16 protein-coding genes are annotated in these 17,488 nt (G+C 73.5%); 11 read left to right on the forward strand and 5 right to left on the reverse strand.

Features of this window, described 5'->3' with window-relative positions:
• Window positions 1–40: 40 nt before the first annotated feature.
• The 10 genes from ACZ6SA_RS34800 (at window position 41) to ACZ6SA_RS34845 (ending at window position 11,825) form a co-directional block, all read left to right on the forward strand.
• Entirely contained in the window at window positions 41–847 is an 807-nt protein-coding gene (locus ACZ6SA_RS34800) for an ABC transporter ATP-binding protein (RefSeq protein WP_465832981.1), read from the forward strand.
• Complete coding sequence (locus ACZ6SA_RS34805) at window positions 834–1,541, forward strand: ABC transporter ATP-binding protein (RefSeq protein WP_347646134.1); 708 nt, start codon at window positions 834–836, stop codon at window positions 1,539–1,541. The genes ACZ6SA_RS34800 and ACZ6SA_RS34805 overlap by 14 nt, the downstream gene beginning before the upstream one ends.
• Before the next feature lie 34 nt (window positions 1,542–1,575).
• A complete protein-coding gene (locus ACZ6SA_RS34810) occupies window positions 1,576–2,817 on the forward strand; it encodes an ABC transporter substrate-binding protein (RefSeq protein ID WP_465832984.1) in 1,242 nt (413 codons plus the stop codon).
• Window positions 2,818–2,826: 9 nt separating this feature from the next.
• The gene (locus tag ACZ6SA_RS34815; protein ID WP_347646136.1) at window positions 2,827–3,690 is read left to right on the forward strand and encodes a branched-chain amino acid ABC transporter permease; all 864 of its coding nucleotides are present in this window, start codon (window positions 2,827–2,829) and stop codon (window positions 3,688–3,690) included.
• On the forward strand, window positions 3,687–4,694 hold the full coding sequence (locus ACZ6SA_RS34820) for a branched-chain amino acid ABC transporter permease (RefSeq protein WP_347646137.1): 1,008 nt from the start codon (window positions 3,687–3,689) through the stop codon (window positions 4,692–4,694). Before ACZ6SA_RS34815 ends, ACZ6SA_RS34820 begins: the two co-directional genes overlap by 4 nt.
• Before the next feature lie 137 nt (window positions 4,695–4,831).
• Complete coding sequence (locus tag ACZ6SA_RS34825) at window positions 4,832–6,730, forward strand: helix-turn-helix domain-containing protein (RefSeq protein WP_465832987.1); 1,899 nt, start codon at window positions 4,832–4,834, stop codon at window positions 6,728–6,730.
• Window positions 6,731–6,858: 128 nt separating this feature from the next.
• On the forward strand, window positions 6,859–8,403 hold the full coding sequence (locus ACZ6SA_RS34830) for an alpha/beta fold hydrolase (RefSeq protein ID WP_465832989.1): 1,545 nt from the start codon (window positions 6,859–6,861) through the stop codon (window positions 8,401–8,403).
• A gap of 112 nt (window positions 8,404–8,515) precedes the next feature.
• Window positions 8,516–9,286, forward strand: a complete 771-nt coding sequence (locus tag ACZ6SA_RS34835) for a carotenoid biosynthesis protein (RefSeq protein ID WP_465832991.1) — start codon at window positions 8,516–8,518, stop codon at window positions 9,284–9,286.
• Complete coding sequence (locus ACZ6SA_RS34840) at window positions 9,274–10,713, forward strand: phytoene desaturase family protein (protein WP_465832993.1); 1,440 nt, start codon at window positions 9,274–9,276, stop codon at window positions 10,711–10,713. Before ACZ6SA_RS34835 ends, ACZ6SA_RS34840 begins: the two co-directional genes overlap by 13 nt.
• Window positions 10,710–11,825 carry a glycosyltransferase family 2 protein gene (locus ACZ6SA_RS34845; protein ID WP_443154253.1) on the forward strand — a complete coding sequence of 372 codons (1,116 nt, stop codon included), beginning with the start codon at window positions 10,710–10,712 and terminating at the stop codon, window positions 11,823–11,825. The genes ACZ6SA_RS34840 and ACZ6SA_RS34845 overlap by 4 nt, the downstream gene beginning before the upstream one ends.
• On the opposite strand, the gene ACZ6SA_RS34850 is transcribed toward ACZ6SA_RS34845, so the two are convergent.
• Window positions 11,776–12,372, reverse strand: coding sequence for a glycerol-3-phosphate acyltransferase (locus ACZ6SA_RS34850; protein WP_465832995.1), 597 nt, complete (start codon window positions 12,370–12,372; stop codon window positions 11,776–11,778). The genes ACZ6SA_RS34845 and ACZ6SA_RS34850 overlap by 50 nt on opposite strands.
• Between ACZ6SA_RS34850 and ACZ6SA_RS34855 the strand changes: the two genes are divergently transcribed.
• Complete coding sequence (locus ACZ6SA_RS34855) at window positions 12,347–13,051, forward strand: spheroidene monooxygenase (RefSeq protein WP_465832997.1); 705 nt, start codon at window positions 12,347–12,349, stop codon at window positions 13,049–13,051. The genes ACZ6SA_RS34850 and ACZ6SA_RS34855 overlap by 26 nt on opposite strands.
• Window positions 13,052–13,056: 5 nt before the next feature.
• Here the strand turns inward: ACZ6SA_RS34855 and ACZ6SA_RS34860 are convergent, their stop codons facing one another.
• From ACZ6SA_RS34860 to ACZ6SA_RS34875, 4 genes are read right to left on the reverse strand one after another with little or no spacing between them, the layout of a single operon-like run.
• Window positions 13,057–14,028 carry a phosphate acyltransferase gene (locus ACZ6SA_RS34860; protein WP_465832999.1) on the reverse strand — a complete coding sequence of 324 codons (972 nt, stop codon included), beginning with the start codon at window positions 14,026–14,028 and terminating at the stop codon, window positions 13,057–13,059.
• Window positions 14,025–14,924: a phytoene/squalene synthase family protein gene (locus tag ACZ6SA_RS34865; protein WP_465833001.1), complete on the reverse strand. Its 900-nt coding sequence runs from the start codon at window positions 14,922–14,924 to the stop codon at window positions 14,025–14,027. The genes ACZ6SA_RS34860 and ACZ6SA_RS34865 overlap by 4 nt, the downstream gene beginning before the upstream one ends.
• Entirely contained in the window at window positions 14,921–16,378 is a 1,458-nt protein-coding gene (locus ACZ6SA_RS34870) for a phytoene desaturase family protein (protein WP_347646147.1), read from the reverse strand. The genes ACZ6SA_RS34865 and ACZ6SA_RS34870 overlap by 4 nt, the downstream gene beginning before the upstream one ends.
• Window positions 16,375–17,412 (reverse strand): polyprenyl synthetase family protein, encoded by a 1,038-nt coding sequence (locus ACZ6SA_RS34875; protein WP_465833059.1) that lies wholly within the window; start codon window positions 17,410–17,412, stop codon window positions 16,375–16,377. The genes ACZ6SA_RS34870 and ACZ6SA_RS34875 overlap by 4 nt, the downstream gene beginning before the upstream one ends.
• Window positions 17,413–17,488 lie beyond the last annotated feature (76 nt).

A 17,488-nucleotide genomic window follows, 5' to 3' on the forward strand; every position in this document is an offset into this window, starting at 1 on the left:
AGCGTGACGCGGGTCACGTCATGACGCGCGAGGAGGGCGCATGGGAGCAGATCCGGTGGGGAGCGGGCACGGCGCCGCCCCGGGCGGATCCGTCCCCGTCCTGAAGGTGCGCGGGCTGAGCAGGGAGTTCCGTGGCTTCCTCGCCGTGGACGGCGTGGACCTGGACGTGGCCGAGGGCAGCGTGCACGCGCTGGTGGGACCCAACGGCGCCGGCAAGACCACCCTGTTCAACCTGCTCACCGGCTTCCTGAAGCCGACCGCGGGCAGCGTGCTGCTGGCCGGCGGCCGGGAGCTGGCCGGGCGCAGCCCCGAGGCGATCACCCGGCTGGGCGTGGCGCGCTCGTTCCAGATCACCAGCCTGTTCGCCGAGCTGACCCCGCACCAGCACGTGGAGCTGGCGCTGGCGAGCCCCACCGGTCTCGGCTGGCGGTTCTGGCGTTCCGACCGGGCGCTGGCCCGCTTCGCGGAGCGCGCTGAGGAGCTGCTCGACCAGGTCGGGTTGTCCGGCCACGGCGGCGTCCCGGCGGGTTCGCTGCCGTACGGGAGCAAACGCGCGCTGGAGCTGGCGCTCGCCCTGGCCCTCGACCCCAAGGTGCTCCTGCTCGACGAGCCGACCGCCGGGATGGGCGTGGAGGACGTCGACCGTACGTGCGAGCTCGTCCGCAAGATCCGTGCGGGCCGCACCGTGGTCCTGGTCGAGCACAACATGAACGTGGTGGCCAGCCTCGCCGACCGGGTGACCGTCCTGCAGCACGGCAAGGTGCTGGCAGAAGGCCCGTACGCCGAGATCCGCCACGACCCGCGGGTCATCACCGCCTACCTCGGAGACTCTCATGCTGCGCGTTGACGGGCTGTCGGCCTGGTACGGCGAGGCGCAGGCCCTGCGCGAGGTGTCGATGCGGGTCGACGAGGGCGAGATCGTCACGCTGGTCGGCCGCAACGGCGCCGGGAAGACCACGCTGCTGCGCTGCCTGATGGGGCTGCACGGCGCGTACGGCAGGACCACGGGCACGATCGCGTTGTCCGGCGAGGACATCACGGGCCTGGCCCCGCACCGCAGGGCCCGCCGTGGCCTGGGCTTCGTCCCCGACGACCGGGGCGTGTACGCCACCCTGTCGGTGGAGGAGAACCTGCTGCTCCCGCCCGTGACCAAGGGGAGCCGGGAGCCGTGGTCGCTGAAGCGGGTGTACGAGACTTTCCCGCCGCTGCGCGAGCGGCGCCGCTTCCCGGGGACGAAGTTGTCGGGCGGCGAGCAGCAGATGCTCGCGCTGGCCCGCGTGTTGCGGACGGGCGCCCGGCTGCTGTTGTGCGACGAGCCGACCGAGGGCCTGTCGCCGCTGATCGTCCAGCAGATCGGCGAGATCCTGCGCGAGGTCAAGGCGGCCGGCGTCACCGTGTTGCTGATCGAGCAGAACGTGCACTTCGCCGCCACCGTCGCCGACCGCCACTACCTGCTCGCCGAGGGCCGGATCGTCGAGTCGCTGGACAACGACCAGGTCCGCGAGCGCGAGCACGAGCTGCTCGAATACCTCGGAATCTGACGACCACCCCGCCGGGAAAAGAGGAGATGCCTGAATGAGAGTCACAGGCTGGAGCGGCTGCCTGGCCGCCACGGGGCTGCTGCTGGCCGGGTGCGGCGGCGGTCCTGGCGGTGGTGACGAGAAGATCAGCAACGGCAAGGTGGTGCTGGCCGTGCTGAACGACCAGTCGGGCATCTACGCCGACACCTCCGGGCGCCTGACGATCGAGGCCGTCAGGATGGCGGTGGCCGACCATCAGGCGAAATATGGTGACAAGGCGGTGGCCAAGACCATCGAGGTGAAGGACGCCGACCACCAGAACAAGCCCGAGATCGCCAACTCCAAGGCGCAGGAGCTCTACGATCGGCAGCAGGCCGACGTGATCCTCGACGTGCCGACCTCCTCGGCCGCGTTCGCCGTCGCCACCATCGCCAAGAACAAGAAGAAGGTGTTCATCGACGTCGGCGCCGCCAGCACCGAGCTGGAGGGCAAGCAGTGCAACAAGTACACCTTCCACTACGGCTACAACAGCTACATGCTGGCCCACGGCACCGGCACCGAGGTCACCAAGGACGGCTCGAAGAACTGGTACATCGTCTACCCCGATTACGCGTTCGGGCAGGACATGCAGAAGACGTTCAGCACGGCGATCAACGCGGCCGGCGGCACCGTGGTCGAGTCCGACCCGACGCCGTTCCCCAACGACAACTTCTCCACGTTCCTGCTCAAGGCGCCGAACCTGGACCCCAAGCCGCAGGTGATCGGCACGATGCAGGCCGGCGGTGACCTGGTCAACCTGGTGAAGCAGTACAACGAGTACAAGCTGCGCGACAAGGGCGTCGGGCTCGCGGTCGGGCTGCTGGCCCTCAGCGACATCCACTCGCTCGGCGCGGACGCCCTGGCCGGGACCCGCTACACCGACATGTGGTACTGGAACGCCGACGAGCAGTCCCGCGCCTGGGCCGACAAGTTCCACGCCAGGACCGGCAAGCGGCCCACCGCCAACATGGCGGCCAACTACTCGGCCGCCCTGCAGTATCTCGAGGCCGTCCAGCGCGGCGGCACCGACAACTCCGACGAGGTGGTCAAGCAGCTCGAAGGCCACAAGATCGAGGACATGTTCGCCCGCAACGCCACCATCCGCGCCCAGGACCACCTGCTGCTGCACGACGCGTACCTGTCGCAGGTCAAGCCGTCCAGCGAGGTCAAGGAGCCGTACGACTACGTGAAGGTGCTCAAGACCATCCCGGCGTCGGAGGCGTTCCAGCCGCAGCCCGACCCCGCCTGCAAGCTGTAGGCGGCCGGCGTGCTCCAGCAGGCGTTCAACGGGCTGGTGGGCGGAGCCTTCTACGCTCTGCTCGCCCTCGGCCTGTCCGTCATCTTCGGCATGCTCGGCGTGGTCAACCTGGCCCACGGCGCGTTCTACATGCTCGGCGCCTTCGGGGCGTTCGTCGCGCTCGACGCGTTCGGCCTGAACTTCTGGGTGTCCCTGCTGCTGGTGCCGCCGCTGCTGGGCGCCGCGGGGATCGTGCTGGAACGGCTGTTCATCCGGCGGCTGACGCCGCTCGACCCGCTCTACGGCTTCCTGTTCACCTTCGGTCTCGCGCTCATCCTGCAGGACCTGGTGAAACGGGAGTACGGGGTGAGCTCGCAGCCGTACCCGCGGCCGCAGGCCCTGGACGGCACGGTCGACCTGGGGCTGTTCACCTACCCCGCCTACCAGGTGTTCGTGCTGGCCGTGTCGGTGCTGATGTGCGTGGCGGTGTGGCTGGTGCTCACCCGTACCCGCGTCGGGGTGATCGTGCGGGCCGCGACCGAGCGGCCCGAGCTGACCCGGGCGCTCGGCATCGACGTCGGCCGGTGGGTGACCCCGGTGTTCGGCTTCGGCATCGCGCTGGCCGCGTTCGCCGGGGTGCTGGCCGCGCCGATGCGGGCGGTCAACCCGCTCATGGGCGCCGACCTCATCATCACCGTCTTCGCGGTCGTGGTGATCGGCGGTCTCGGCTCGGTGTTCGGCTCGGTCGCCGCGGGCTTCGCCGTCGGGCTGGTGTCGGCCCTCGGCAACCTGTACGTGCCGGCGCTCTCCCAGATCCTGGTGTTCATCCTCATGGCCGCCGTGCTGTTGTGGCGCCCGGCCGGGCTGTTCGGACGCGAGGAGGCGTTCCGGTGATCCTGACCAGGCTGGCCCGCTCGGGCCGGGGCGGGTGGCTGCTCCTGGCGGCCGGGCTCGTCACCGCCTTCGCCCTGCCCTGGCTGATCTACCCGCCGGTGGCGCTCGACATCGCCTGCTGGGCGCTGTTCGCCGCGTCGGTGGACCTGCTGCTGGGCTTCACCGGGCTGCTGTCGTTCGGGCACGCCGCGTTCTGGGGCGGGTCGGCGTACTGCACCGGCCTGATCGCGCTGCACAGCGGGCTGCCGTTCCCGGTCGCGATCGCGGGCGGCGCGGCGTTCACGGCACTGCTGGCGCTCCCGATCGGATTCCTGTCCGTACGGCTCAGCGGCATCTATTTCGCCATGGTCACCCTGGCCTTCGCCCAGATGATCTATTTCGTGGCCAACCAGTGGCGGGACGTCACGGGCGGGGAGAACGGCCTGCAGGGGATCCCCCGGGAGCTGTTCGGGCTCGACCTGTCCGACTCGTTCTTCTTCTACTACGCGGGCCTGCCGTTCGTGCTGGCCGGGCTGTTCGTCGCCTGGCGCATCGTACGCTCGCCGTTCGGCCGGGTGCTGGTGTCCATCCGCGCCAACCCGGACCGGGCCCGCGCTCTCGGCTACCCGGTCGACCGCTACAAGCTGCAGGCGTTCGTCCTGTCCGCCGCGCTCGCCGGGACGGCCGGAGGAGTCTTCGCCATCGGCCACGGCTTCGCCTCGCTCGAAGGCGTCTACTGGACCACCTCCGGGCAGGCCGTGATGATGGTCATCCTCGGCGGGATCGGCACGCTGTGGGGCGGCGCCATCGGCGCGGCGCTGATCGTCCAGCTCCAGGACTTCCTGGCCACCGCCGGGTTCGCCGAGACCGGGATCATCACCGGCTCGATCTTCATCGTGGTCGTGCTGCTGTTCCGCCGGGGCATCTGGGGAACGGCCCGCCACCTGCTGGCCGCCCGGCGTGCGCCCGACGCGCCCGCGGACGTGCCCGCCGAGCCCAAGAAGTCGGTCGACACCCCGGCCTGACCGTGAAAGCCCGCCCGTTGCATGGGTGAACGCCCCGTGAATTCACCTATCTCCGCAGCAGCCTGGTAATTGGCGATCCGCGGGACTTGACTAGTGCCCATTGTGGAAGCGCGAGTGCTACAACGATGGGCAAGGGCGTGAACAGGCGCAGTTTCCTCCAGCTTCTCGTGGACGGGGCCCCGCTGCCCCACTACGACGAGGTCCTGCACGACGCGGTGGCCGGCGCCGCCTCACCCGCCGAGATAGCGGATCTGCACGCCGAGCACACGCTCGCGCTCCAGCTCCGCGACACGCTGGAGAAGCGGCGCAGCCGCCACGAACAGCAGCGCGCGCTCGTCGAGTGCGCGAAGGAGCTGGCGGAGGACCGCAGCGACCCCGACACGATCCTCAGCCTGATCGTGAGCCAGGCACAGCGGCTGCTCGGCTGCGACATGGCCTACCTCAGCCTCAACGACAACGAGGGCCGGGCGACCTGCATGCAGGTGATGGTCGGCGCGACCTCCTCGGCGTGGAAGGACGTCAGGATCCCGTTCGGGATCGGCATCGGCGGCAGGGTCGCCGCCACCGGCACGCCGTTCTCGACGCCCGACTACTTCAGCGACGAACGGCTGACGCACGACCCGGCGGTCGACACCTCGGTCAGGGCCGAGCGGCAGGTGTCGATCGTCGGCGTGCCGCTGCGGACCAGCGCCGTCATCGGGGTGCTGTTCGCCTCCAACCGCACGCCGGGGTGGTTCTCCCACGACGCCATCGCTCTGCTCGGCTCCTTCGCCACCCTCGCCGCGACCGCCATCGAGCAGGCGCGGTCGAGGGACGACCAGAAGCAGACCCTGGCGGCCCTCCGGCGGGAGAACGAGGCTCTGCGGCAACGTACGGTCGACCAGGAAAGGGCGGTCGCGGCGCACGACCAGAGCATGGCCATCGTGCTCCGGGGCGGCGGCGTGCAGGAGGTCGTGGCCGCGGCGGGCGACCAGCTCGGTGGCGTGCTCGCCATCTTCGACGAGTTCGAGACGCCCGTCGCCTGGACGCCCGGGGCCTCCCATGAGGTGTTGCGGGCGATGGCCGCCGCCGCGGGCGGGGCCGCGGGCCGCTCCGCCGTCGCCCACGACGGGACGTACTGGGTCACCGGCCTCGTCGCCGGCACCGAGAACCTCGGCACCCTGGCGTGGGGGCCGCCGGCCGCACCGTCCGAGGTCGGCGACCTGGACAGGCGGCTGCTCGCCCGGGCCGCCGTCGTCGCGTCGTTGCTCCAGCTGTTCAGCCGCAACCTCGCCGCCGCGGAGGCCAGGGTGCGCGGCGAGTTGCTGGACGACCTCCTCACGCCCACCCCACGCACGTACTCCTCGCTGGCCGAGCGGGCCCTGCGGATCGGCTACCAGCCCCAGAAGCGGCATGCCGTCGTCGTCGCGCACATCCGGGCGGAGAACCGGCAGAGCCTCGCCTCCGTGGCGTCCGACCTCGCGGCCGCCCGCGACGGTCTGAGCACGGTGCGGGACGGCCAGGCGATCCTGGTCGTCCCCTCCGACGACCCGTCGCTGACCGGCCGCCAGATAGCACGCTCGCTGACCACGCGGCTGGGCTCGCCGGTCACCGCCGGCGCCGCGGGACCGGTCGACGACCCGGCCGACCTGCCCAGCGCGTACGCGGAGGCGCTGGCCTGCGTGCAGGCCCTGCTCCGGCTCGAACGGGTGGGAGCCGCCGCCACGGCCGACGACCTCGGATACGCCGGACTGCTGCTCGGCGACGGCGCGTCCGCGGTGCGCTTCGTGGAACGCACCCTCGGGCCGGTCATCCGGCACGACGAGCAGCGGTCCACCGCGCTGATGGAGACGCTCGGAACCTACTTCGCCACCGGGCAGAGCCTGGTCGCCAGCGCCAAACGGCTGCACATCCATCCGAACACCGTCACCCAGCGCCTCGACCGGGTCAGACGCCTGCTCGGCATGGACTGGAACAGCCCGGACCACACCCTGGAAGTGCAGCTGGCCCTGCGGTTGCACCGGCTCCGCCGCGAGCTGCGCGAGCCCGACGGCTGACGTGCCCGCAGGCGGAAACGGCAGGGAAACAGGCGGCGGTGCATAAAGGAGCGGAACCGCAGAAGACCGGCATGTGCGGCCCTTCGCGTGCCCCGCCGGATCACCCTCCGCCGAAAGGACCTCGACCAGTGAACCGTGCGACAGCGGCCCGCGGGTTGTTCTCGGGAGCCCTGCTGATGAGCTCCCTCACGGTCGGCGTGCCCGCCGCCGCCGACTCCAAGCCCAAGCCCTCATCCATCACCTGGCAGAAGTGTCAGGAGTTCTCGGACGAGGACCTCCGCAAGCAGGGCCTCAAGGAGAATCAGTTCGCCGAGTTCAGGCGGCTGCTCGCCCGTACGGACTGCGGCACGATCCGCGTCCCCCAGGACTACGGCGACCCGGACGGCAAGCAGATCACCGTGGCCCTGACCAGGTTGCGGGCCTCCGACCAGAAGAACCGCCTGGGCAGCATCGCGCTCAACCCGGGAGGGCCGGGCGGCTCCGGCTACCTGATGTCCATCAACCTCGCGATGAGGGGCGCCAGAGCACTCAACGAGCGCTACGACCTGATCGGGATCGACCCGCGCGGCATCGGCCGCAGCACCAAGGTCTCCTGCCCCGACATCCCGCGCGGCACGCCCGCGCCGGGACCGATCACCGAGGAGCACGCCAGGAAGGCCTACGCCGACATGGTCGCCTGGAGCAAGCAGTGCGTCCAGCGGGATCCCGTGTTCCTCAGGCAGCTCACCACCCCCAACGTGGCCCGTGACATCGACCGGATCCGCGCCGCCCTGGGCGAGCGTAAGATCAACTTCTACGGCGTCTCGTGGGGCACGTGGCTCGGCGCCGTCATGAGGACCATGTACCCCACCAGGGTGGGCCGGATGTGGCTGGACAGCGTGACCCCGCCCGACATCTGGAAGAGCTTCTGGACGAAGACCCACACCGACGCCGTCGACCGCAACTTCGAGCGCATGGCCGCCTGGATGGCCGAACGCGACGACACCTACGGCCTCGGCACGTCGAAGCGGCAGGTGGTCTCCGCGGTGGAGGACATGGTCAGGCGGTACGACGCCGAACCGCTGACCTTCACCGACATCGGCCTCACCGTGGACGGCGGGCTGATCTCCCGGGCCGCCGGCCGGCCCAGCGGCCAGTGGCCCAGGATGGCCCAGGTGCTCAAGGAACTCGCCGACGCCAAGGGCCCGGCCGCGCCCCCGGCGGTCAAGGAGGCGTTCGGCAAGCCGGGCGAGGGTGAGGGCGGAGGTGGGGACGGGGGGACTGACAAGACGGCCGGCCGCGCGTTCCACTGCAACGAGGATCCGACCGCGAGCACGTTCCAGCCGAACTGGAAGGCCTACCAGCAGCGTCTCAAGCACTATCCGGTGACCGGCCGGACGGGCAACTTCGTGCACATGTGCGCGGGGTGGCCGTTGCCGGCGAAGACGCCGAAGGTGCGGCCCACCGGCGGCTCGCTGATCCTGTCGGGCCACCGCTACGAGACCGTGACGCCGTACGAGTGGGCGCGCGCCATGCGCGCGGCCGTCGGCGGCACCCTGGTGACCGTCGACGACGACGTCCACGGCTCCGCCTCCCAGGTGCCCGGCTGCGCCGAGAAGATCGTCGCCTACTTCGAGACCGGCAGGCGCACCACCACGTGCCCGGGAAAGCCGGCCCCCGCCACGACCGGCTGACCCGCACCGCGCACGGAGCGATTCTTGTCCCGATGCTCGGACGGCCATGAGGCTCGCTTGGCACGCGTCCGGGCACGTAGATCGTGATTGCGGCCGCTCCGGAAGACAGCGTGTGGAACAGACGTCAGGCGAACGGGTGACGGGTGCGGCCCTGCGGCCGGCACGCGCGCTCGGCGTGCTGTCGCTGCTCGCCATGGTGACCCTGCAGGTGGCGTCCGGGCTGGACGCGCGGCCCGAGCGGTACACCGGGCCGATCGTGGTGCTGCTGGCCGCGTGTGCCGTGGCCTTCGCGGCCGGCACGTGGGGGACGGCCAGGGCGGTGGCCGCGTTCGGCGCGGCGGTGCTCACCGGTTACGCGGCCGAGGTGGCCGGGGTGCTGACCGGATTCCCGTTCGGCGTCTACCGCTACAACGACGTGCTGTGGCCGCAGGTGGGCGGCGTCCCCGTCGTGGTGGCGCTGGCCTGGGGCGGCATGGGGCTGGCGGCGTACGCGGTGGCGGCCGCCGTCGCGCCGGCGGGGAGGTGGGCGCGGGCCGCCGCGGGCGCGGGCGCGCTGACGGCGTGGGACCTGTTCCTCGACCCGCAGATGGTCCGGCTCGGGATGTGGACGTGGGCCGAGGGCGGCGCGTACCGCGGCATCCCGCTGAGCAACTTCGCGGGCTGGCTGCTGGTGTCGGCGCTGGTCATGCTGGCCGTCGGACGCGTGTGCGGCGACGCCGGGCCAGGGCGGGGCCTGCTCGTGCTGTACACGGTCATGGCGGTGATGGAGACGGTCGCCTTCGCGGCGGTGTTCGAGCCCGCCGACCCGCTGGTGGCGGCGGCCGGAGGGATCACGATGGGCGTGTTCGCCGCGCTGGCCTGGAGGCGGTCATGGCAGAGGTGACGGTGATCGGCGGCGGCGTGGGCGGCATGGTGTGCGCGCTGCTGCTGGCCAGGCAGGGGCACGAGGTCCGGCTGTACGAGCAGTCCGCGCGGCTGGGCGGCAAGCTGGCCGAGCACCGCCGGGACGGGTTCGCCTTCTCCCTCGGGCCTTCGCTGCTCACCATGCCGGAGCTGTTCCGCGAGCTGGGGCTGCGGCGCGAGCTCGTCGAGCCGGAGCTCCTGTGCCGCTACCGGTTCGCCGACGGCACGGTGCTGGACGCGCCGCGAGACCCGGACCGGATGGCGGCCGAGGTGGAGCGGCTGGCCCCCGGAGAGGGACCGAGCTGGCGCGCCTTCCACGGCTGGGCGCGGGGCTGCCTGCGGGCCGCGCACCGGACGGTGTTCGCCGGGCCGCTGATCCGCCCGCCCGGCCAGGCCCGGCTGTCCGATCTGCTGGCCGTGGCGCCCGCGCGTACGCTGGACGGGCTGGCCCGCCGCTACTTCCGTGACCCCCGCCTGCGCCAGTACACCGGCCGCTACGCCACCTACGCCGGGTCGAGCCCGTATCTCGCGCCCGCCGCGCTGGGGTGCGTGCCGGCGCTGGAGCACGGGCAGGGTGTCTGGTACACGCCCGGCGGCCTGGCCCGGCTGGCCGACGACCTGGCCCTGCTGCTGAAAACGGCAGGTGTGCAGGTGTTCCTGTCGGAGCCGGTCGCCGCCGTCGAGGCCGGCGGTTCCCGGGTCACGGGGGTGCGGCTGGCGAGCGGAGAGCGCGTGCGCTCCGACGTCGTGGTGGCCAACACCGACGCCGCCGCCCTGTACGCGCGCCTGCTGCCGGACCGCCGGCGGCTGCGCCGCATCGCGCGGCTGGGGCGCTCGTCGTCCGCGCTGCTGCTGCTGGCCGGGGTGGAGGGGCGCACGCCGGGACTGCCGCATCACTCGGTGCTGTTCTCGGCCGGCTACGAGCGGGAGTTCGCCGACATCTTCGAACGCGGGAGCCCGCCGCGCGACCCGACGATCTACGTCGGCTGCTCGGCCGTGGACGACCCCTCCCAGGCACCGCGCGGCGCCGAGAACTGGACCGTGCTGGTCAACGTGCCCGCCCGCGACCCCGGCCGATGGCCGATCGGGGTGCCGGCGTACCGGGATCTCGTGCTGGAGCGGCTGGCCGAGCGCGGCCACGACCTGGCTGGTCGGCTGCGTTTCGTCGACGTCTTCACCCCTGCCGACCTGCGGGAACGCTACGGATCCTGGGGCGGCGCCATCTACGGGAGCGCCTGCGGGGGCAGGCTGGCGCCCTTCCTGCGCCCGGGCAACCGGGGGCCGCGCCGCGGCCTGTACCTGGTGGGCGGCTCGGTGCACCCGGGCGGCGGGCTGCCGATGGTGGCTCTGGGCGCGCGCATCGTGGCCGGGCTGGTGGCACGGGACCTCCCCGGGGGCGCGCCGTGAGGCCGCTCACCGCGGCCCAGATCGTCGCCGCCGCTGTCGTCGCCGCCAGGCTCGCGCGCGGCCGGCGGCGGCTGCCGCGGCTCCGGCCCCGCCTGGACGCCGGCACGACGATCTCCGTGGTGATCCCCGCCCGCGACGAGGCGGCCAGGATCGGACCGTGCCTGCGGGCCGTGCCGGCGGCGCCCGCCGTGACCGAGGTGATCGTCGTCGACGACGGCTCCCGCGACGGCACGGCCCGGGTGGCCGCGTCGCTGGGCGCCAAGGTCGTCACCGCGGGACCGCTGCCACCGGGATGGGTGGGCAAGCAGTGGGCGCTGCACCAGGGGATGGCCGCCGCCGCCGGCGAGGTCGTGGTGACGCTCGACGCCGACGCCCGGCCCGCGCCCGGCCTGTTCGGCGCGCTGGCGGCGGCTCTGGAGCGGTACGACCTGGTGAGCGCCGGTCCCCGGTTCGTCTGCGACGGCGTGCTGGAGCAGGCCCTGCACGCTTCCATGCTGGCCACGCTGGTCTACCGGTTCGGGCCCATCGGCCCGCCGAGCCCGCCGCCGCCGCGCCGCGTCGTCGCCAACGGCCAGTGCATGGCCTTCCGGCGGGCCCGGATGGCCGAAGTGGAGGGGTTCGCGCTCGTACGTGATCGCATGACCGACGATGTGGCGCTGGCCCGCTGCCTGGCCGGGCGAGGCTGGACGGTGGGCTTCCTGGACGCGGGCGGCCTGCTGGAGGTGGACATGCACGACTCGGTCCGCGAGCTGTGGCGGGAGTGGGGCCGTTCGCTGCCGCTGCGGGACGTGACCGGGCCCGGCCGGCAGGCGGCCGACCTGGCCGTCCTCTGGCTGACCGGGGCGCTGCCCGTGCTCCGGCTGGCCGCCGGCCGCCCGGCCGCGCTGGACGTGGCGCTGCTGGGGATGCGGCTGCTGCTGGCCAGGGCGTTGCGGGGCAGCTATCGCGAACCGGGCGCGGGCGTGCTGCTGTCGCCGCTGCTCGATCCGGCGTCCGCGTTCCGGCTGACCCAGGCCACGCTGCGACCCGTCCGCGCGTGGCGTGGCCGCACGTACCCGCGCGTCAGCGGCGGCGGGCGGCCAGCGCGGCCAGGCAGAAGCGCAGCCCGATGAGGCACATCAGCCCGCCGGTGGCCGCCACCACCTCCACGGGCGCGAACAGCAGTTGCAGCACCGGCACCGCGAACACCGCCAGGCGCGCCCCCGCGGCGAACGAGCGCAGCGCCAGCGCCGTCACGACCAGCACGGCCACCGCCAGCACGAACGCCGGCGGGCAGATGACCGCGACGCCGCCGGCGAAGGTGAGGACCGAGCGGCCGCCCCGGAAGGAGGCGAAGACCGGCCACGCGTGCCCGGCCATGGCCGCCGCCACCGCGAGGTACACCGGCACCACGCTCGGGCCCGACACCACGCCGAGCCCGGTGGTGTGGCCGCCGCTGACCAGCAGCCCCGCCAGGGCCGCCAGCGTGCCCTTCAGCGTGTCGCCGGCGAACACCGGCACGGCCGCCCGCCGCCCGAGCTGCTCCTTGACGTTCCAGTACCCCGGGTTGCGGTCGCCGACGTCACGCGGATCGACGCCGTGCCCGCCCGCCACCACGACCGCGACCGGCACCGAGCCGAGCAGGTAGCCGGCGGTGACCGCCACGAGCACCTCGACCATCGCCTCGTTCCACCTCGTCCGGTACGGCAGCGCGGGCGCCATGAAGCACATGGCCTTCGACCGGCCGCTGCTGCGGGGCGCCGGCGGGCTGCTGTTCTGGCGGCTGCTCGGCACCGGCCGGGGCCGCTCCATGTCGCTGGGAGCCGATCTGCGCCGGTGGGCGCTGTTCGCGGTCTGGCGCGGAGAGGACGACCTGGAGGAGTTCCTGCGCGTCTCGCCGATCGCCGCCCGCTGGCGTGCGGAGGCGTACGAGAGCTGGCACGCGCGGCTGGTCCCGCTGGCCTCGCGCGGCGCCTGGGCCGGGCGCGACCCCTTCGACGGCATGGCGGCCCGCCCCGAGGGCGGGAGAGGGCCGGTGGCGGTGCTCACCAGGGCGTCCATCCGGCCCGGCCGCCTGGTCGCCTTCTACCGGTCGGTTCGGCCCGTCGACGACCTGCTCCGGCGGCAGGACGGCTGCCTGCGCTCGATCGGCATGGGGGAGTGGCCGCTGGCCCGGCAGGCGACGTTCTCGTTGTGGCGGGACCAGGAGGCGGTGCGCGCCTTCGCCTACCGGGACGGGGCACACCAGCGGGTCATCCGCAAGGTACGGGCGCACAACTGGTACGCCGAGGAGCTGTTCGCCCGCTTCGCCCCCTACGCCAGTGAAGGAACCTGGAACGGCGCCGACCCGCTGCGCTGAGCGGGTCATGTCACCCGCTCCGCCGCCGTCGCCTCGATGCCGGTCCCCGGTTCCGGCCCCGCCAGCGCGTACGCCACCACGCACGCCCTGGCGATCGTGGCGGCCGGCGACGAGCCGTGGGCGACGACGACGGTGCCGCGCAGGCCGAGCAGGGCGGCGCCGCCATGGGTCTCAGGGTCGTAGCGGCGGGCCACCTTCGCGAGCTGCCGCGGGGAGGCGATGCCGGCCTGGGCGACCATGGTCAGCGCCGTGCGTACGCACCCCTCGACGTTCTTCAGCACGACGTTGCCGGTGAACCCGTCGGTGACGATCACGTCCACGGTGCCGGCCAGCACGTCATGGCCCTCGACGTTGCCGTGGAAGCGCAGCGGCAGGGCGGCGAGCAGCTCCCCGGCCTGGCGGGTCAGCCGGTTGCCCTTGCCCGGCTCCGACCCGATCGACAACAACCCCACGACCGGGTCGGGGCGGCCGAGCACGGCTCGCGCGTACCCGGCGCCCAGCTGCGCGAACTCGGCCATCATGGCCGGGCTCGGATCGGCTGTCGCGCCGGCGTCCACCAGCACGCTCGCGCCGCCCCGCAGCGACGGCAGCGCCACCGCCAGCGCGGGCCGCAGCACGCCGGACCGTCCGATGCCGCGCACCGCGCAGGAGACCACCGCGCCGGTGGATCCCGCGGACACCAGCGCCCCGCCGTGGCCCCGGCCGACCAGCTCGCAGCCGACCGCGAGGCTGGAGGTCGCCAGCGCCGTGGCGGCGGGGCCGCGCTCGGCCATCGGGACGGCGTCGTCGGCGTGCACGACCGCGAGCTCGCCCGCGGCGCCGTGCCTGCGCAGCTCCCCGGTCACGCGCGCTTCGTCGCCGACCAGGATGACCGGCACCTTGTGCGCGCGCCACGCCGCCACCGCACCGGCGACCGTCTCCGCCGGTCCGTGGTCGCCGCCCATCGCGTCCAGGACCACCGGGCGCACGGCTGTCACGGGAGTTCCACGCGGACGCGGCGCTCGGTCCTGCCCGCCTCGGCGGAGGCCAGCAGGTGGCGGGCGAACACGGCCGCCTGCCGCCGGCGCGGCACCCGTACGCGGCCGGCCAGGACCTCGAACCCGCCGCGCTCGATCTCGTCGAGGATGCCGCCGTAGAGATCGACGGCGGCGCGTACGCAGGGCCGTGACGAGGCGACGAGCAGGCCGATGCCGCCGGCGGCGGCGCGGTAGTGCTCGCGGGCGCGCCCGGCCTCGAAGGCCAGCAGCCGCCGTACGGCCCGTCCGGTGCGGGCGGCGCCCAGCTCGCCCGGCTCGACGCCGAACTTGCCGAGGTCCTCCATCGGCAGGTAGACCCGGCCGCGGGCGAAGTCCTCGCCGACGTCACGCAGGAAGTTGGTGAGCTGGAAGGCCAGGCCGAGCTGGCGGGCGGGCTCGCGGGCCGCCTCTTCGCAGCCCGGCGCCGGCTCCAGCACCGGCAGCATCATCGTGCCGATGGCGGCGGCCGATCCGGCCATGTAGCCGAGCAGGTCGTCGTAGGTGGCGTACCGGGTGACCGACAGGTCCGCCCGCATCGAGGCGAGGAAGGCGGCGATGTCGTCGTGGTCGATGCCGAAGGAGTTGACGGTGTGCAGCAGCGCCGGCAGCACCGGATCGTCCGGTCTGGCCCCGGTGAGCCCGGCCTCGACCCTGGCGCACAGCCCGTCGAGCGCTCGGGACCGGTCGGCGGTCATGGTGAACGAGTCGACGATCTCGTCGGCGTAGCGGGCGAAACCGTACAGCGCGTGCACGTGCCGCCGCTTCCACTGCGGCAGCAGCCGGGTGGCGAGGTAGTAGGAGCGGCCGTAGCGGGCGTGGAGCCGCCTGCACCGTTCGTAGCTGGCGGTGAGCGTCAACGGGCCTCCTTGAGGATGCGTTCGGCGGCGAGCCGGCCGGAGATCAGCACCGTGGGCACCCCGACACCGGGTGCGGTGTACATGCCGGCGAAGTGCAGCCCGGGCACCCGCCGGGCGACGGCGGAGGGGCGCAGCCAGGCCGTCTGGGTGAAGCGGTGGTCCAGCGCGAACGGCGTGCCCGCGCTGTGCCCGCGCGCCGCCCAGGCGGGCGGGTCCACCACCAGCCGGGGCGCGCCCGCGAGGTCGCCGTAGCCGAGCGTGGCCAGGCGGCCGAGCAGCCGCGCCTCGAGCTCCGGGCGCAGCCGGCCCCAGTCGGCGACGCGCTGCAGGTTGGGCGCCGGTTCGAGGACGCTGAGCGTGGCGTGCCCGTCGGGCGCCGCGTCGCCGTCCGGTTCCGGGCAGGTGACCAGCAGGCTCGGGTCCGGCTGTGGCCGGCCCGCCGCCAGCGCGGTGAACGTCTCCTCCCAGGCCCGCCCGAAGTGCAGCGTGTGGTGCGCCTGGCCGGCCGGTGGGCGGTCCAGGCCGGCGTGCATCACCAGGCAGGAGGGGGAGTGGTGGGGGCGGCGCAGCCGCCAGTCGTCCGCCCGTGCGGGCAGCAGCCTCCGGGCCGCCAGCCGGTCGCAGGCCACGACCACCTGCCTGGCGGGCAGCCGTTCGCCGCCCTCCAGCAGCACCCCGGTGACGCCGTCGCCGTCCGTCCCGATCTCGCGAGCGCGCACGCCGTAGCGGATGCCCGCGCCCAGCTTCTCCAGCAGCGCCGCCATGGCGGCCGGTATGGCGTGCATGCCGCCGCGTTCGGGAAAGAACACGCCGCCGACGGTGTCCATGTGCGCGATCACGGCGTAGATGCCCAGCGCGTGCTGCGGCGACAGGCCCACGTACAGCGCCTGGAACGTGTGCGCCCTGATCAGCCGCGGGTCCGTCAGATGGCGGGCGGCCAGGCGGTCCAGCCGGCGAAAGCCGCCCAGCCCGGCCAGCCGGAGCAGCGCAGCCGGCCGGGCCAGGCCGCGCAACCTGGTCATGTCGGCGTTGATGAACGCCGGCCACTCGATCCGGAAGAGCTCGCCGAGCAGCCGCCGGTAGCGCTCGTAGCGCGCCGCCTCCGCGGGCCCGCACACCATCCGCACCTGCTCGGTCATCGCCTCGCGCTCGGGCAGCATGTCCAGCCGCGACCCGTCGTCGAAGACGAGCCGGTAGGACGGTTCGAGGCGGCGCAGCGGCAACCAGCGCCGCAGCTCCTCACCGGCCGCGCCGAAGACCTCGGCGAGCACGCCGGGCATGGTCAGCACGGACGGGCCGGCGTCGAACCGGTACGCCCCGACGCGGGTGGTGCCGCAGCAGCCCCCGGGCTCGTCGAGAGCCTCGACCACGGTGACCTCGCGGCCGGCCGCGGCCAGGTGGACGGCCGCCGCCAGGCCGCCGAGACCGGCTCCGACGACCACGACAGGACTCATCCGGGGGCTCCCGCGGCGCACAGGGCCGCCAGCTCGACCAGAGCCTGCCTGGCCTCGGGCGGGATGCCGGGCGGCTCGTCCAGCGCCGTGACCGCCTCGCCGGCGAGCGCGGCGATGCGCTGCTCCGCCGCGTCCAGCGCGCCGCACTCGACGATCAGCCTGCGCGCCGCCGCCACGCCGCGCTGATCGGTGACGCTGTCCAGGACCGGGCTCCCGGTCCGCCTGCGGGCGACGGCGAGCAGGTAGGTCGCCTTGCCCTGGAGCAGGTCGGCCCCGGCGGGCTTACCGGTGCCGGCCGGGTCGCCGAACACGCCGTTGACGTCGTCCCTGAGCTGGAACGCCTCCCCCAGCGGCAGCGCGTACGCGCTCAGCAGCCGCAGCGTGCCCGGGCAGCCGCCCGCGACGGCGTGCCCGAGGTGCAGGGGCCGCTCCACGGTGTACTTGCCCGACTTGTAGAGGGAGATGAGCCTGGCCTGCTCGTCGTCGCCGTTGCCGCCGGGCGCGCGGGCCAGGTCGAGGTACTGCCCGCAGATCGTTTCCACGCGCAGCCGGGTGAGGACGTCGAGCGCGGCCTCCAGACGCGGACCCGTCTCGAGGAGGACCGCATCGGCCCAGCTCAGGGCCAGCAGCGCGAGCAACGTCGCAGCCGACTCGCCGAACCGGCCGGCGTCGCCCCGCCGTCCCGACCGCCGGTGCAGGCCGGCCAGCGCGACGTGTGCCGCCGCCCGGCCGCGCCGCGTGTCCGCCTCGTCCATCACGTCGTCGAGCAGCAGCGCCGCGGCGTGTACGAGCTCCATGGCGCACGCCGCGGGCAGCACCTCCTCAGGTCGCCCGCCGCCGGCGGCCCGGTAGCCCCAGTAGACGAACGCGGGCCGCAACCGCTTGCCGCCCTCCAGGACGAACGCCACCAGGAGCTCGCGCACCAGGTCGACGTCCGGGCCGTCCAGGAAGTCGAGCCGCCCCACCTGCTCGTCAAGCAGTCGCGCCAGGTGCCGGTCGATCAGCTCGCGCACCTGGCCGGCCTGCGAGGTCACCGTGTCCAATTCACGCAGCTCCTTCTGTCGCCGTACACGCTTTCGCAGGAGGAGCGGACCTGGTTGCACACGATCC

The organism is Nonomuraea sp. NPDC049378, from assembly GCF_055586745.1.